Source organism: Pseudoalteromonas amylolytica, assembly GCF_001854605.1.
Taxonomy (GTDB): domain Bacteria; phylum Pseudomonadota; class Gammaproteobacteria; order Enterobacterales; family Alteromonadaceae; genus Pseudoalteromonas; species Pseudoalteromonas amylolytica.
Map to the genome: position 1 here is coordinate 14,654 of NZ_MKJU01000005.1, position 16,264 is coordinate 30,917.

Genomic DNA, 16,264 nt, shown 5'->3' on the forward strand with positions numbered 1-16,264 from the left:
GAGGTAAAAATGTTTTATTACCACACTCGCAATAATGTATGAAGTTATGAAACAAAAAAGCCGAAGTCTCGCTGACTTCGGCTTATATGAACTTTAAGCAACAATGTTCATGAAATTTAAACTTTGAACTTCATGACCATCTTTTCCAGCTCATCAAATTGCGTTTGTAGCTGTCTGCACTCTCCTAGTGTTGCTTGAAGATTTTGTGACCCCTGTACCGACAAATCGCTGATATGATGAATATCGCTGTCTAATGATTGGATCACCGTATTTTGCTCCTGTGTAGCACTTGCAACTGCGTGGTTTACGCCGTCAATGGAATCAATAGCATGGCTCACTTCATGCATCTTTTCACCGGCTTGCGTTGCCTGAGATGCGCTTTTAGCTGAGTCTTCTAGCGATGATTTCATTACCGCAACAGCAGAAGCCGAACCTTGCTGCAATTCGATTATGGTGTTTTCTATTTCTTGTGTAGACTCTTGTGTACGCTGTGCCAATTGTCTTACTTCATCGGCAACAACCGCAAACCCACGACCCGCTTCACCAGCTCGAGCCGCTTCTATCGCAGCGTTCAGGGCCAGTAAGTTAGTTTGTTCACTCACTCCTTTTATCACTTCTAACACTTGTCCGATACTCGCCGAATGCTTATCAAGGCTATCAACCGTCGATTGCGCTTGTGCCATTTTGTCACTCAATGATGCTATTTCTGATATGTTGGCATTAAGCGCGGTTTGACTATCCACGCTCAATCTATTTGCTTCTGTTGCCAACTCAGAAGCATGGCTAGCATTGTTAGAGATCTCAACCGCACTGGAAGATAATTCGTTAATGGCCGTTGCAACATTATCAGTACGCTTAGTCTGGTCGCTGTACATGCTTAAGGTTGATTGGGTTTGGGCAATCAAGCTCTCGACAGAGTGCTCAAGCGATATCGTTGAGTCTTTCACCTGTGATATGGAGTCATGGATCTTTTCTATGAAAAGATTGAAATAATTTGACAGTTCACCAAATTCATCATCGTTTTCAACAGCTAGCCTACGTGTTAAATCGCCTTCACCTTGAGCAATATCTTTAATTGCGTCGTTCAAGTGCACAACTGGTTTCATTAAATACTTGAGCAGCAGTTGTAGCATAACAATAATGACCACTACACCGAGCAGCATGTATATCGCAGCCATATTTCTAAATGACGACACAGATGAGTAAGCTATCTCCTTGTTGATCACAACACCTAAATACCAATCAACGTTTTTGATGCCTTTCATTTTTACGAAGGAGATCAGTCGCTCAGTACCGTCAATTTCTTCTTCTATAAATGTTTCTTGTAAGGGCAATGATTTACCAAACAAATCTGACATATGCTTGTCATTTAGCTTGGTATTGGGATGGGATAAAATACGCCCTTGAGAGTCCAATAAGAACCCGTAGCCGAAGCCCAAAAAGTCAATCTCATTGATGATATCGGTAATTGTTGCCATATCAATGTCACCACCAGCAACACCTAGAAGTTGGCTGCCACTACTAATGGGCACAACCGCTGAAATAGTCAATTCATTGGTTGTAACGTCAATATAAGGATTTGTAAATGCAGTGCCATTTTTTTCTTTTGCAAGCTGATACCAAGGGCGTGTCGTCGCGTCGTAGTCAGGTGGTAGCACGATACTTGGATCATCTAAAATAAACTCACCATCTCGCATTCCGATGTATACGTTCTTAAAATCCCCTGCGTTATCTGCTGTTCTCAAACGCCTCAATATTTGGTCGCGAGAGTCTGATGAGCGATGTCCACTGGCAACTGACCCCACAATATCCAATCTGTCATTGAGCCAATTTGCAATGTTCTGAGAGACCGATTGAGAAATTTCTTGTAATACCAGCGTGAGTTGTTGCTGAGTTTGGTTACGCATCACAATAAAATTGTTGATGGTAAACAGCCCTAATACCAACACCAAAATCAGCGAGGCCGCGATGGTGACTTTAGTGGTAAACTTTAACGATTTAAACATTCTGAGCCTATTATTATAAATTGTACGCCTAAACCCGTTGCTATTATCTATGTACAACGTCTGAGAATCACTCGAGCCTAGTCTCGCTTGCCCGAATTACTTCTGATCAAATCAGCTTGTGTTCATATTTAACAAAATTAAACTGGTTTGTCTTATCGTATCGGTCAGTATCTGAGATTATTTAGCAAATTTAGCCAAACAGTAAACAACCGATGAAAAATCCAACAACTTGTTCTGTGTTTTAGGATCGAACCGTAAGAGTATAGACGTAAAAGAAAACCTCAGCGTGACCTACTGCGCTTTACTTTAACAACTTTGAATACTACAAACAGACCCATATGCTGAATACCTAATGTTTGCAGCTAGCTGTTTTTACAACTGAGGCGTGTTTTTTTGGCACTGAGATTGGTGAACACAGGGTAGTGACTCGATTATATTTAAGGCACTTATAGCTGCAACAATTAGAACGTTCCAATACATCAAACGACACTCTTGATATGAATACGTATTCATCAAACTTTCAAAGATATGTTTTTTGACAATAAAAAAGGCAAGCGAATGCTTGCCTTAGTTAGGGAGGTATTTTGTAATTAATTAACTTTAGTCTTCCACTGCTGCGCCCACTTCACAACATTTAAACCATACCAAGCGATGTACAAATAACACACTAGAGGAACGATAAAGCTGACTTGAATATTAATTGAATCTGCGAACATTCCTTGAAGTAGTGGCACAATTGCGCCGCCTACGATAGCAAGACATAGCCAACCTGAGCCTTTACTGGTCAATGAACCTAGCCCTTCAATCGCCACGGAGAAAATCGTTGGAAACATAATAGAGTTGAACAAGCCAATAGCAAGTACTGCCCACATTGCTAAGTGCCCTTCAGTTAACATTGTGGTGGTCAGTAACGCTACAATACACAACGCATTAAACATCAGTGCCTTAGAGGGTGCTACTTTTTGTAATGCTGCTGAGCCGATAAACCTACCAACCATTGCACCACCCCAGTAATAGCTGATTAGCTTAGCAGCTGCATGCTCTTCAAGACCTGCAATATGCGGCTGTGCAAAATAGTTTACTAAAAAGCTACCAATCGCAACTTCTGCACCTACATAACAAAAAATGGCACCAACACCCATAACTAAATGCGGTGCATCAAATAGGCTATGATCTTTAGCCTTGCAGCTTTGCTCTTGAGTATGGGCTTCAATGGTCGGTAATTTTAGAAAAGCAAATACGATTGCGATAGTTAACAAAGCGCCAGCAAGCATCAAATAAGGTACTTTGACAGACTCAGCGCCTGCTTCTGCCGCCATAGTACCTGCGGCTCCAAAAAACAATAACCCACCTACATAAGGCCCGACTGTGGTGCCCAAAGAGTTAAGCGCTTGTGCCAAGTTTAAACGGCTAGATGCGGTTTTAGCTGGCCCAAGTGCTGCCACATAAGGGTTTGCTGACACTTGTAACACAGTTATCCCTGACGCCAGTACAAATAGTGCACCTAGGAATAGCCAATATTCATGAACTGCTACAGCGGGGTAGAACAACATACACCCAACTGAGGCAACGACTAAACCCGTTAACACGCCGTTTTTATAGCCCAGCTTTTTGACTAATGCGCCAGCTGGTAAAGATACGATGAAGTAAGCACTGAAAAAGCAAAACTGGATCATCATAGCTTCGGTGTAGTTTAGGTCAAATACACTTTTTAATCTCGGGATCAAAACATCATTGAGTACGGTTATAAAACCCCATAGAAAAAATAATGTGGTCATTGCACTTAACGGTAACAAATAGTTTTTGTTTTCGTCATTACCTTGTGCAACAAAGCTTTGATTTGTGTTTATGTCACTCACAAGAAAAACTCCAATAAAAGGGATAAATCGATTTTACACACTGTAACAACAAAATCACAAATGTTTTGCTGGACCGTTCCAATTTTAAAGTAGCTACATTCACGCCAATTTTATCCTTACCACTTTAAATTTTTGAACCGTGATCTGATGCAGCATTCCCTTTTAGCGAATAAAGCAAAGTGCTTTTTTGTCACATACAGTATGATAGAATCTCCAAATACTGTTGGTTTTATGACATTTTTCCTCGAATCGACTCGGTGTTCCTGAACAAAAGTATTTGTTATTGTCCATATACAGCGCTTTACCATAGCGTATGCTATCAAGCGCTGTGCATCGTCCTTTTATAAGAGCAATAAATATGAGTGTTATCTGTTTTGGTGAAGCCCTAATAGATTTACTGTCTGATGACAAAGCCCCTGAATCATTCACAAAATACGCAGGTGGTGCTCCGGCAAATGTCGCTGTTGCAGTGGCAAAACAGGGAATTAAGGCCAGTTTTTGTGGAATGTTCTCTAACGACAGCTTCGCAGAGTTTTTACTCTCTGAGCTTCGCAATTATGGTGTCGAGACTCAATATAGCCGCCGTACAGATAAAGCAAAAACAGCGTTAGCATTTGTGCCTTTAGATGAGAGTGGTGAACGCAGCTTTAGCTTTTATCGCTCACCTTCAGCTGACTTGCTTTTTAGAGCACAAGACTTCACGCCCGAGGTTTTTATCAACCATCGCATCTTACATGTTTGTAGTAATAGCTTGAGCGAAGCCAATATTTATAAGGCAACCATCTATGCTCTTAGCCAAGCTAAAAGCCACAGTATGGTGTGTAGTTTTGATATAAACCTAAGACTTAACTTATGGCCATCGCAAAGATATATCATTGACCGCCTATGGCATGTCATTGCTTTATCGGACATTGTGAAATTATCGCAACAAGAGTTGGACTTTTTGCACCAACATAGCCACACAGAGCATGGGCAAAATAAGACTATTGACGCAATACTCGCTACCAACACCAAGTGTATCATCGTTACAGATGGTGCCAAACCAATCAAATGCTATACCAACTCATGTCAATTTCAGGTCTTACCGCCCAAAGTGGAAGCAATCGATACAACCGCAGCTGGTGACGCTTTTGTTGGTGGTTTTCTAAGTCAACTTAGCAAACACGAAAGCCCCTCAATGGCACTGACTTGCGAATCCTTCTTAACCAGTGCGATTAACTATGCAAGTCGATGTGGCGCATACGCCGCAACTATAAAGGGCGCGTTTAGTTCAATACCAAGTGGTGAACAAATACTCGATGAGAGAACACCGTAATACTTGCTCTCGCAGACGTAATTACTTTAAGAGCAGCTTGTTAAGTTCAATCGCAGTCGAATGTGGGCCAATCGGCCACATAATCCTCAAACTCATGTTCCATATCAACCGTGTTGTCTTTAGTAACGCGGCCTCTTACGCTAATACCCTGTTCGTGCATTTTATCTTTACTGCCATTGTTGAGCAGTGGATGCCAGCTTGCAAGGCCCCTGCCCTCATGCAAGCGTCGGTAACTGCAACTTTGTGGCATAAAAAATATATCTTTTAAATTTTCTTTGGTAAGTTTTACGCATGAGGGAACAAGCTGTTGGCGCTCACTATAGCGTGTACAACCACACGTGTTTTCATCAATGTATTGGCAAACGAGGCTGGTATAAATCAGGCTCTCACCTTCACGTAAAAAGTCGGTGCTCGCAAACGCTTCATCATCTTCGTGATCGCTATCAATGAAGGTATTTAGACAACATTTTCCGCACCCATCACAAATGGCTTCCCACTCCTGCTGGTTCATTTGCGCTAACGGTTTGGCCTGCCAAAATGGTTGGTTGTTCATACTAAATACTTCATCATTACAAGATCAATGCAAAGTTTACTTAAATCGTCGCTAATTAGCAAAGATCACGCAAATTCATAGGCAAATGATTTAGGCAATTTGAACTCTATCGTCACGCCTCCAAGTGCGCTGTTGTAAGATGTGATTTCGCCATGATGCGCGTCTATCAACTTTTTACATATAGCCAGACCCATTCCCTTACCACCTAGCGTACTGTTACGGGATGGTTCTTGACGGAACAAAGGCTCAAACAATAACTGATGTGCATCAAAAGTGAGCGGCTCGCCTGAATTTTCAATACGTACAATTAGGTTTTTCTCAGTCTCTATAAAGCTCAATTGTATTTGTACTGAGCTACCACCAAACTTTAGTGCGTTAGCAATGGCTTCATCGATCACTTGCTTAATTGCTTTTGTATCCATACTTATAGTGCTGAGGCCATTGAGTTCACTGTGTACGCTAAAACAGTGATGATGGCTGTCTATCGTTCTGCTACAACTGTCCGTAACTTGTTGAATAAAAGGCTCCAACTGAATAGGCTCAATGTTCAATCCATAGTGCAAATCTTTTGAGTCACTGACCAGCATCAAAGTATTAATAAACTCATTCAACTCATCGATTTTATCGTGTAGCTTTTTATATGACTCATGTACATTATCCACAATATTATGTTGTAAGGACTCAACTTGAATCTTCATTACCGTTAACGGTGTTCTTAGTTCATGGGATAAATCAGTAAACAGGCGCAGCTCATTTTTCTTACTTTGCTCGGAATTTTGTAATGACACCTGTTGTTCTTGCAATACAGTTTCATTAAGTGAACTAACTTGCTTTTGCAGGTGATAAACAAGTTGGTATTGTACTGACTTATGCTGCACCGCCATGGCAACCGTAAACAGACAGACCTCTATTAGATAGCCAACTTTGATATACGTCGATATATCAAAGTTGGCGAAAATATTACCAAAGCTCGCACCTAAGATAGCTAAAATATTCACAAACAGTACATGATTGAACAAGCTCACCGCAAAAATTTTGATGCCCGGCGCATGTTGCTTCATACACCAGTAACAAGTGTATAAAAATACCGGAATGATCAATGAACTAGCAAGAAGATTGTAGAAAACGGACTGTAGCCACAACGCAACAGGAACTAGGGCGCAGTAAATCAGCAATGATCCGATGTAAATTTTATCCAATGTGGGATGATGATACTTAAGCTGCAAAAAGCTGCGTACAAAAAGAATATGGAGTATTGGTACTAACACCATCAAAACAATGGAAAACATGTTAGAGAACTGCCCAACTTCAGGCCAAAAGTACTGATATGTAAACCCAGCCATATCAATCACAATAAACAAAAACATACTGGTCCAAATCGCATAAAATACATTTGTTAAATTACGATTGAAGAACAGGTTTACAATAACGATCAATAGAATTGCTAAAACTATTCCTACGATTATGGCGTTGTTTAACACGCTCATTTGCATAGTCTGGATAAAGTTTTTGGGGCTATGAATGCGGATGTTTGCGGGTGCGTTTGCAAAGGTCTGGTACTTAATATAAAGCGTTTTGCTCTGCTTAGGGGAAATTTCTATTGGAATATACAGTTGTGGGTGCTTAAATGGCCTGTCAGTAAATTTACTTGATTCATTTAGACTTATTATCTCACCGTTTTGTGATTGCCAATACATTTCCAGCACCGGTAAACGGGCAAAGCCAAATGACACATACCAAGTTGGCTCCTGGGTATGATTAGTGATATCTACCTTAGCCCACTTCCAGTAACCTTTTGGGTTCGGCTTTTGTATCTCATACGGCTTTAGTAAATGAGATAGAGTCTGTAATTGCTCCACACTTCTAATTTGCTTGTTATAGTCATGAAAAAACAACCCATACTTTTTCAGCTCATACTCGCTTTGACTTGGGGACAGCTCTAACGCATCAGCCATGACCAAAAAACTGGTAAAGCAGTTGAGTAAAAGCAAAATAATATAACGTAGTTTCATACACTAAAGTAGATTAACTTGATTAAGCACAGCCTAACGAAAGAAAATGTAGTAAATATGGAGAGATATGTATTACTGATTAATATTTTACAAAACAAGTAATACTAAAGGACTATCCACGAACGAAATCTTGCTATTGTTATATACAAAAAAGGCGCGTATTTCACGCGCCTTGAGACAAACTTCATAATAACAGTTATTCCAATGTTACGCTTGCTGAGTCTGTTGGCATGATTGCTTGAGAGCCATCATCATCTACAACCGTAGCAGTCACGTTATTCACGTGAGGCGAGCTGGTCACAACTGCAGTGAATTCACAGCTATAGGTGTCACCGGTTTGTGTAGCAGGTTGCATAACTTGTGGCACTGAACAGGTTGTTGACTGAATGCTACCTGCGACAACGGTAATATCACCAAACATATCATCTGTTAGTTGCGTTACCGTCAGTGCTTCTGAGTCAGAATCATTCGATACGCTCACCTGATATGTCACAACCGCTTGAGTTGCTGTTTTTACAAGGCTAGCCGCTGGCGGTGTATTGAGGATATTTACCGTTGCATCATCAACTGCAGATACAACTTCTCCATCGTCATCTAGGCCGGAAACAGAGACTACATTGGTAACAGATGTGTTGCCATTTCCAGCAACGTAAGTGATCAAGTTACACGAATATGAACCGCTTGGTGCAATAACTTGCGGTAAGCTACAAGTACCTTGACCTGCAATTGAGCCAAGCTTGTCATCATCAGCTACATCGATTGTTACTGAATCAACTAATGAAGTATTGTTGATAGTGTAAGTGTAAGTAACATTCGCCCCAGGTTCGTCGAATGACGATGGCGAAGCCGTTTTAATCACTTCAATGCTAGATGGCGTATTGAGAATAATCACGGTTGCTGAATCACTCGCACTCACCGCATTACCTTCGTCATCTGCGCCAATTGCTGTGATCGTATCGGTTTCTGAGTCACCTGCATTACCGCTTACTTGAGCTGAGAATGTACAGCTGTATTGAGCACCCACATTTATCACTTGTGGTACAGCACAGTCACCTTGACCATTTAAGTCACCATGAATGTTATCTACCAAAGATGTGATAGTGATTGGATCCGAACTTGCTGCACTGGTATTATCAATCACCGTTGTGAAGCTAACCAATCCTCCTGGTTCTGGTAATTGAGTAGGTGACGCAGTTTTTACTAATGTAATACTTGGTGCAGAATCAATAATAGCGACTTGCGCGGTATCGTCACCACTTAATGCATTACCGTTGTCGTCAACACCACTTGCTGTAACAACATCTATTTCCACATCGCCCGCGTTACCCACAATACTGGTTGTGAATTGACAAGTATACGTATCAATACCACCAGGGTTACGGTCATCCGATGGGATCACTTGAGGCACACTACATGTGGTACTCAAAATGCCATCGTGGCCTGCCGTCGTAATATCACCATAAATGCTATCCGTTAATACGTTTAATGTTACATTATTTTGTGGGTCAATACCGACATTGGTTACAGATACAGTGAATGTAGCGTTACCACCTGGCTCGACCAAGATTTCAGGGGTCACTGATTTGTTGACTAACAACTCTGCCGGTGGCACTGCGATTGGAATATTAAAGGTATTATCACACTTACATTTTGATGGAGAACCTGGATATGCGTCGCTTGGATTAACACACAGCTCGTTTGCACCAGACTGACGCCAACTTGTACAATAAGGCAGATTTAACTGGCCATCATTATCTGGGTCGACACAGGTAGCTGTCAGCGTAAATGTCGGTGACAGTGGGTTGAAATCTGGCTTGCTGATATCACCACACTCATCTTGTACACCCGATGGACCAGTGGTTCCCGGGAATGGATCATTCGTACCATCTAAATCAAGCCAAGGTGGAGTTGGTGCAAATGGCAAAGTTGAAATACTACATTGACCACTTTGTGCGCCGTCATTGTTCGGATCGCCGTCAGTTACAAAGTAAATACCTATGTCATGACGCTCTTTAGAAGTAGTTTCGATATCAAATGTTGCTGTGAATTGCACTGTATCTCCTTGATACGCACAGCCATCATCTAATATTTCCAACATCGGAGTACCATCTGGATTACTCGACACCCCAGCCACTTTTACGTCATTTGCTGTACATTGCACTGCAAAACCTGCGGTCTCTTCCATACAACCTGCATACTCAGTACCTAGAGCTTGCGCGCTATTGAACGAAAAAGCACTTATCAAAGCAAACGTACCTAATGCGACACTTTTCAGGCATGACCCTGATATTGTCCACTTAGGCTTGCTCACAAAACAATTTATACCTTTAAACATTTCATATACTCCTTCACTAAACCATTTGTATACCAGACCTTTACCTCTGGCAGGGAGCTTTAATGACCATTAAGCGGGATAGCTCAACAGCATCAAAATATTCCCCACGCTCATAGACTCGACTACCAAGCGCGGAAAATAATACTTTTTAACTAACTTAATAACTCTCTATGCTTTAACCCTCATATGCGAATAAAGAATTAGATAGCTTTGCTAACGCATTGGGTAAAAACAAAACATTCAGTTAGCGTTCATCTTTATAAAGCATAGATCAACACATTCCAAATACATTTTTTTTACACTTAACATACAAAAATGAACAAAACCGCTGATAAACAAACAGAAATTTGAGATTAAAATGTTGTAAACTGAATGGTGTTGTGTTTTTTGCAACTCAATATGCATAACTCAACACTTTGTTTTATCGCATCAAACAACTTAATATTTACAATTAATTTATTTCGATAAACGATACGCTTGAAGACGCCTCTATGTGGTAACGCCCTATTTAGGGACAATGAAAATATTTATGTTTTTTTTGATTTAAAACAAAAATAACACTAAAGGATTAGAATTGATTATTAAAAAGGTACACCCAAGTACAAGCGCAAACCTTAGCCAACGCTTTTCATCAAATTAAAATAAGTCAAACGACTTTGGCGTTTCCGTACTTTGAGTACCTACTTCATTGAAAAAAACGCATAAGTGAAATATTTCTGTAACAATCTCATGTTTAAATCCGCGTCCTTGAAATAAAAACATCATCAAATTGTCATATTTGATGCAGGACAATGAGAAAATCTATGCGAAACTCCGCACACTCTGGCTTATATAAGTTCTTAAACTGGGCAGCTATCGTTTTATTGGTTTACGCCGTTTTGGTAGCCGTTGGTACAGTCAGCGGTGGCTTTAAGCTTGCCTCTGGTGGCAGCGAAGGCGCCAAAGAAATCTTTGCATTTGCAACAAACCCATTTGTCGCACTACTGCTGGGAGCGCTTGCTACAGCTTTAGTACAGTCTTCATCGACTGTGACCTCTGTCATCGTTGGTTTAGTCGCAGGCGGCCTACCTATCGCTATCGCAATTCCTATGGTCATGGGTGCAAACATAGGCACAACCATCACAAACACGTTGGTTTCGATTGGTCACATCAGATCTAAAGATGAGTTTCAACGTGCTTTTGCGGCATCGACTGTTCACGACTTTTTTAACCTTATTGCTGTCGCTATCTTCCTACCGCTAGAAATCATGTTCGGCATACTACAAAAACTAGCCGCTAGCTTATCTCATATGTTTGTTGGTGACGCGGACCTGTCGTTGAAAAGCTATAACTTTATCAAGCCTCTAGTTAAGCCGACTGTAGGTGTAATCAAAGATGCCCTGAGCTTTCTAGATGGTAAATTACTGGGTGTAGCGATGGTAATTGCAGGTATCGGCCTTATTTTATTCGCTGTAACTGCGCTTGGTAAACTGCTTAAAAAGGCGTTAGTAGGCCGTGCAAAAGACATACTTCATAGCGCATTAGGACGTGGGCCTCTTGCTGGTATTGGTTCAGGTGCAGCAGTTACAATAATGGTGCAATCGTCGTCAACAACTACCAGCTTAATGATCCCGCTTGCTGGCAGTGGTGTATTCACTACGCGTCAAATTTACCCATTCACTTTAGGTGCAAATATTGGTACAACTATCACAGCTCTACTTGCAGCTACATCAATCACAGGACCTGCAGCTGAAGTTGCATTAACTATCGCTTTAGTCCACGTGATGTTTAATGTGCTGGCTGTTGCGCTTATTTATGGCATTCCAGTGCTAAGAGAGCTGCCACTAACATGCGCAGAAAAACTTGCCCAAATTGGCGCTAATAACAAAAGTGCAGCGCTGGGTTATGTACTTGGGTCTTTCTTTATCTTACCTGGCATCATCATGATCGCCGTAAGATAACGCCAATTTAACCAACTAACGCCGCGCTCTAGCGGCGTTTTTTAATCTTTCCTTACCTAATCTATATCCAGTTTTTATTTGTTCAAAAACAAAACCATGGTACTTTAGCCAGCCCGAATAATGGGACAATAAAATCATCGAAAAGGAAAAAAGAATGAACAAACACAAAGCCTTTGGATTTGGGCTAGTAGCCGTATGTGCATCGGTATGTAGTGCTAGTTTTGCGCAAAGCTTGACGGAGCAATACCCTGTAAGTGAACACATCCAGCTAAGCGACGGTACGCTTGTGTCAATGCCTTTCCATGTGTCTGGCAATCTAACCACTGCATTTTTATCAATTATCAACACCAAACAATCAGCTAAATTTATAGCTAATAAAGCGTTCGAACCCATTGAGATAGAGTGCGATGGTAAGGGCACTAATCAAAGTATTGGTGTGCTATATTTCCAAGATATTACATCCAGCCCTGTTGGTGCATACGCTGAAACCGTCAATACAATTGCCGTAAGACGTAAATCAGCGCCTGAACTTGAGCTACCATGTTTACCTGTTTACGCCAGCAATCAAGAGAAGATGTCGTATTTATTGGCTGCACAACAGATCATGGCACAGGCAAATTCGGTCAATATGCAACAGAATTTACCCTCTGACTATGCAATGTATAATCAGGATCTAGAGCTCAATAACCTTTCGGCTATTCGTGCTGGTATCGAAATTTGGGGCTACCCCAAATCACTAGCCGATTTTAATTATCGCATAAGCGAACATTATGTTGATCTACAAGTGACCAATATTCCTGATTACACACCTGTCATCGAGTTAAGTTACTTGAGAAAGGTGGGCATGCAAACCCCACTTTATAGTGTTGGCGATAACGTTTTACCACAGCGTTTTCAACCAAGCAGTGATAAACATGCTCAATTGCCAGGTATTTTGAGTTCGGAATCTGGTTGGGTACAACCTTTCATTGGCTATTTCTGGGCAGGCCACTCTAGTAGTAAAACAGCCAAAGCACTCAGAAAAACTGAGTTTTATCCTGTCGCAGTCGTTGAATATACCCAAGTAAAAGGCACAGCTTTGCCGCTTTACGCAAAATAATGATGCATTGGGACTTAAAACTTTAAGTCCCTTCTTTAAATCTCCCGTTCGCCCATTCTTACAACTCTACCTCTTTTGCCTTGAATACTTTCCATAGCGCAAAAAAACTGCTTGATCTCAATCAACGCTCTCTATATATTAAAGTTTCAATAATTACTGAAACTTTAGAAATATGATTTTATCTCCGAAAATTGAAAACTTTGTACTTCATTGCGGCGAGATGGGAAGTCGCTGGGGCTTTAACCGCACCATAGGACAAATGGTAGGCCTACTGGTCATTCACGAACAACCTTTGACCGCTAATGAGATAGCCGAGTCACTAAAAATCAGTCGAGGCAATGTCAGCATGGGTATCAAAGAATTGCAGTCTTGGCAGCTAGTCAAAGTGACACATATTCCCGGCGATAGGAAAGAGTACTATGCTCCCAGTGGCAGTATCTGGGACCTTGCTAATCGTGTTTTTGAAGAACGCAGGAAACGCGAGATTGACCCAACACTTTCACTTTTACGCGATCAGATCCTTGATGGCCCCAACTCTGCGGAGGAGGAATACGCACAAAACCAAATCCAAGCTATTCATGACCTATTAGAGACCGTTACAAAATGGTCAGCAGAGTTACAACGTCTATCCCCAGAGCAATTACAGACACTAATGAAGCTAGGTTCTTCTGTTGGAAAAGTGATTGATTTAAAGGATAAGTTACTAAAGAAATCTTAATCGCCGAGGTGCGTCATGCTTGATACCTTGCTGTTGTCGCGAATTCAGTTTGCTGCAAACATTAGTTTTCACATTTTATTTCCCACCATTACCATCGCGTTAGCATGGTTTTTAGTTTATTTTAAAATTAGATACGACCAAACCCAACACCCTGTATGGCTCCGCGCTTATCGCTTTTGGGTTAAAATTTTTGCCCTTACCTTCGCCCTTGGTGTCGTCAGTGGTATCACCATGTCATTTCAATTCGGCACAAACTGGCCAGGCTTCATGGAAAAGGTGGGTAATATTGCTGGCCCGTTGCTTGGCTATGAGGTGTTAACGGCGTTTTTTATGGAAGCCACATTTCTTGGCGTCATGCTATTTGGAATGAAACGTGTTTCTGCAAGAGTTCATACACTATCAATGGTAATCGTTGCAATAGGCACCAGTCTCTCAGCATTTTGGATTCTATCTCTAAATTCTTGGATGCAAACACCATCTGGGTTTGAGGTACGCGATGGTGTAGTATTCCCAACCGACTGGTTTTTGGTCATATTTAACCCTTCATTCCCCTACAGGCTTTCACATATGCTGCTAGCCAGTGGCTTAACCGCCGCATTTCTGATTGCAGGTGTTAGCAGTTATAGACTGTTAAAAGGTGATGATAAAAAAGCGCCTCAGCTGACCCTAAAAGTGTCATTAACTGTTGCTGCACTGCTTGCACCGCTACAAATGTTTGTCGGCGATTTACATGGTTTGAATACCTTTGAGCATCAGCCACAAAAAGTAGCTGCAATGGAAGGCGTTTGGGAAACTGAAAAAGGCGCCCCCCTCCTCCTGTTTGCTATTCCTAACGAGCAAACCAAATCTAACGATTTTGAAATCGCTATTCCCAATATGGCGAGCATTATTTTAACTCATGATAAAAATGGTGAAATCAAAGGACTAAATGAATTTCCCGATGCGACTCCACCTGTAAAACCTGTCTTTTTTGGTTTTAGAATTATGGTGGGCATGGGTATGTTAATGATTGTCGTTGCACTATATTTTCGCTTCACGCTGTGGCGTAATAATACGCTTGCGCCTTGGCAGCTTAAGACACTCATCGCCATGACCTTTTCTGGATGGATAGCCACACTGTCCGGGTGGTATGTAACAGAAATTGGTCGCCAACCCTACCTCGTATCTGGTGTGCTACGCATTGAAGAGGCCGTCACTCAAGTGGCCAGCGATAATGTGCTTATCTCCCTCATAGCTTATTTAACTGTGTATGTGCTGCTACTTATCGCCTATGTTCGAACGCTTTTCTATACTGCTGACAAATCTGTTGAAGTTGAAGAATACCAAAAACCCTCCATCGAGGAGAATGTTTATGCTTGATGCGCAAATGCTGTCTTTCGTTTATGCCTCGCTGATGGCGCTGGCTATTTTACTCTACGCTGTATTAGATGGTTACGACTTAGGCGTTGGGATCTTACTGCCAACGGATAATGAGCACCATGCTGACTCAATGATTGCGTCTATTGGTCCATTTTGGGATGCCAATGAGACTTGGTTAGTGTTGGCAGTTGGCTTGGCACTTATCGCCTTTCCAGCTGCCCATAGCATGATACTGCAAGCGCTTTATCTGCCTATCACGGTTATGCTTATAGGTCTTATTATTCGTGGGGTTGCCTTTGACTTTAGAGCCAAAGCAAAAATTAAACGTAAGTCTATGTGGAATAAACTTTTTAAAATCGGCTCTATCATCAGCGCTTTCACACAGGGTTATATGCTAGGTTTGTACGTTATGTCATTTGAACAAAGCGTGCTTGCCTTTATATTCGCATGTCTCAGCGGTATTGGTGTAGTGGCTGCCTATGCTTTAATTGGCGCTGCGTGGCTCGTTTTAAAAACACAAGACGAATTACAACTAAAAGCCATCGCTTGGTGCCAGCTTGCGACACGTATGGCCTTTTTTGGTGTCATGGCAGTATCTGCAATCAACCCCATTATCAACCACAGTGTTTACGTACGTTGGTTTGAGTCAGAGATCCTACTGCTATTACTTCCTATGCCCATAGTCTGCCTTGTTATGTTTGTATTGCTTGACCGCGTATTATGGAAATTAAAGCACCAGCCTAGCGTTGGTAGTTGGCTGCCGTTTCTGATCTCTTGCGTGATCTTTATTTTATGTTTCTTTGGCTTACTTTACAGCTTCTACCCTTATGTTGTGCCGGGAAAGCTCACTATTTTTGAAGCCCTTGCGGCACCTGAATCTCTACGATTCTTATTCTATGGAGTTGTAGTAGTCGTTCCGACCATTTTGGCTTATACAGCGTTTTCGTACCGAGTTTTTTGGGGAAAAGTTCAACCACTTTCATATTACTGACATCGAAGCTTAGTAAAAGAACATATAGGAATTCATTACACACTTGTAGGCATTTAAGCCGTAACAAAAAGGCAGCA

The 16,264-nt window shown here is 41.5% G+C and carries 11 protein-coding genes; 6 read left to right on the plus strand and 5 right to left on the minus strand.

From position 1 onward, the window contains the following. Positions 1–116 precede the first annotated feature (116 nt). Positions 117–2,006: a methyl-accepting chemotaxis protein gene (locus BET10_RS00760; protein WP_070982916.1), complete on the minus strand. Its 1,890-nt coding sequence runs from the start codon at positions 2,004–2,006 to the stop codon at positions 117–119. A 590-nt stretch (positions 2,007–2,596) separates the two neighbouring features. Beyond that, positions 2,597–3,865, minus strand: coding sequence for a sugar MFS transporter (locus tag BET10_RS00765; RefSeq protein WP_070982917.1), 1,269 nt, complete (start codon positions 3,863–3,865; stop codon positions 2,597–2,599). 358 nt (positions 3,866–4,223) lie between these two features. Between BET10_RS00765 and BET10_RS00770 the strand changes: the two genes are divergently transcribed. Next, the gene (locus BET10_RS00770) at positions 4,224–5,180 is read left to right on the plus strand and encodes a carbohydrate kinase family protein (RefSeq protein ID WP_070982918.1); all 957 of its coding nucleotides are present in this window, start codon (positions 4,224–4,226) and stop codon (positions 5,178–5,180) included. Positions 5,181–5,226: 46 nt separating this feature from the next. On the opposite strand, the gene BET10_RS00775 is transcribed toward BET10_RS00770, so the two are convergent. The 3 genes from BET10_RS00775 to BET10_RS00785 form a co-directional block, all read right to left on the minus strand. Beyond that, positions 5,227–5,733: a YcgN family cysteine cluster protein gene (locus BET10_RS00775; protein ID WP_070982919.1), complete on the minus strand. Its 507-nt coding sequence runs from the start codon at positions 5,731–5,733 to the stop codon at positions 5,227–5,229. 65 nt (positions 5,734–5,798) lie between these two features. Then, positions 5,799–7,745 carry a sensor histidine kinase gene (locus tag BET10_RS00780; RefSeq protein ID WP_070982920.1) on the minus strand — a complete coding sequence of 649 codons (1,947 nt, stop codon included), beginning with the start codon at positions 7,743–7,745 and terminating at the stop codon, positions 5,799–5,801. A gap of 196 nt (positions 7,746–7,941) precedes the next feature. Beyond that, a complete protein-coding gene (locus tag BET10_RS00785; RefSeq protein ID WP_070982921.1) occupies positions 7,942–10,080 on the minus strand; it encodes a DUF7507 domain-containing protein in 2,139 nt (712 codons plus the stop codon). A 791-nt stretch (positions 10,081–10,871) separates the two neighbouring features. On the opposite strand from BET10_RS00785, the gene BET10_RS00790 reads away from it, so the two are divergent. The 5 genes from BET10_RS00790 to BET10_RS00810 all read left to right on the plus strand — a co-directional run bounded on the left by BET10_RS00790 (position 10,872) and on the right by BET10_RS00810 (position 16,187). Further along, positions 10,872–12,020, plus strand: coding sequence for a Na/Pi symporter (locus BET10_RS00790; protein ID WP_070982922.1), 1,149 nt, complete (start codon positions 10,872–10,874; stop codon positions 12,018–12,020). A gap of 154 nt (positions 12,021–12,174) precedes the next feature. After that, positions 12,175–13,119 (plus strand): hypothetical protein, encoded by a 945-nt coding sequence (locus tag BET10_RS00795; protein ID WP_070982923.1) that lies wholly within the window; start codon positions 12,175–12,177, stop codon positions 13,117–13,119. 172 nt (positions 13,120–13,291) lie between these two features. Next, positions 13,292–13,837 (plus strand): GbsR/MarR family transcriptional regulator, encoded by a 546-nt coding sequence (locus BET10_RS00800; RefSeq protein ID WP_070982924.1) that lies wholly within the window; start codon positions 13,292–13,294, stop codon positions 13,835–13,837. A 15-nt stretch (positions 13,838–13,852) separates the two neighbouring features. Continuing rightward, positions 13,853–15,196: a cytochrome ubiquinol oxidase subunit I gene (locus BET10_RS00805; protein WP_070982925.1), complete on the plus strand. Its 1,344-nt coding sequence runs from the start codon at positions 13,853–13,855 to the stop codon at positions 15,194–15,196. After that, positions 15,189–16,187, plus strand: coding sequence for a cytochrome d ubiquinol oxidase subunit II (locus BET10_RS00810; RefSeq protein WP_070982926.1), 999 nt, complete (start codon positions 15,189–15,191; stop codon positions 16,185–16,187). The genes BET10_RS00805 and BET10_RS00810 overlap by 8 nt, the downstream gene beginning before the upstream one ends. Positions 16,188–16,264: the final 77 nt, after the last annotated feature.

Excerpts from the sequence above, each read along its gene's own strand:
- BET10_RS00760 (WP_070982916.1), bottom strand. The coding sequence starts at position 2,006 with ATGTTTAAATCGTTAAAGTTTACCACTAAAGTCACCATCGCGGCCTCG.
- BET10_RS00770 (WP_070982918.1), top strand. The coding sequence starts at position 4,224 with ATGAGTGTTATCTGTTTTGGTGAAGCCCTAATAGATTTACTGTCTGAT.
- BET10_RS00775 (WP_070982919.1), bottom strand. The coding sequence starts at position 5,733 with ATGAACAACCAACCATTTTGGCAGGCCAAACCGTTAGCGCAAATGAAC.
- BET10_RS00780 (WP_070982920.1), bottom strand. The coding sequence starts at position 7,745 with ATGAAACTACGTTATATTATTTTGCTTTTACTCAACTGCTTTACCAGT.
- BET10_RS00785 (WP_070982921.1), bottom strand. The coding sequence starts at position 10,080 with ATGTTTAAAGGTATAAATTGTTTTGTGAGCAAGCCTAAGTGGACAATA.
- BET10_RS00790 (WP_070982922.1), top strand. The coding sequence starts at position 10,872 with ATGAGAAAATCTATGCGAAACTCCGCACACTCTGGCTTATATAAGTTC.
- BET10_RS00795 (WP_070982923.1), top strand. The coding sequence starts at position 12,175 with ATGAACAAACACAAAGCCTTTGGATTTGGGCTAGTAGCCGTATGTGCA.
- BET10_RS00800 (WP_070982924.1), top strand. The coding sequence starts at position 13,292 with ATGATTTTATCTCCGAAAATTGAAAACTTTGTACTTCATTGCGGCGAG.
- BET10_RS00805 (WP_070982925.1), top strand. The coding sequence starts at position 13,853 with ATGCTTGATACCTTGCTGTTGTCGCGAATTCAGTTTGCTGCAAACATT.
- BET10_RS00810 (WP_070982926.1), top strand. The coding sequence starts at position 15,189 with ATGCTTGATGCGCAAATGCTGTCTTTCGTTTATGCCTCGCTGATGGCG.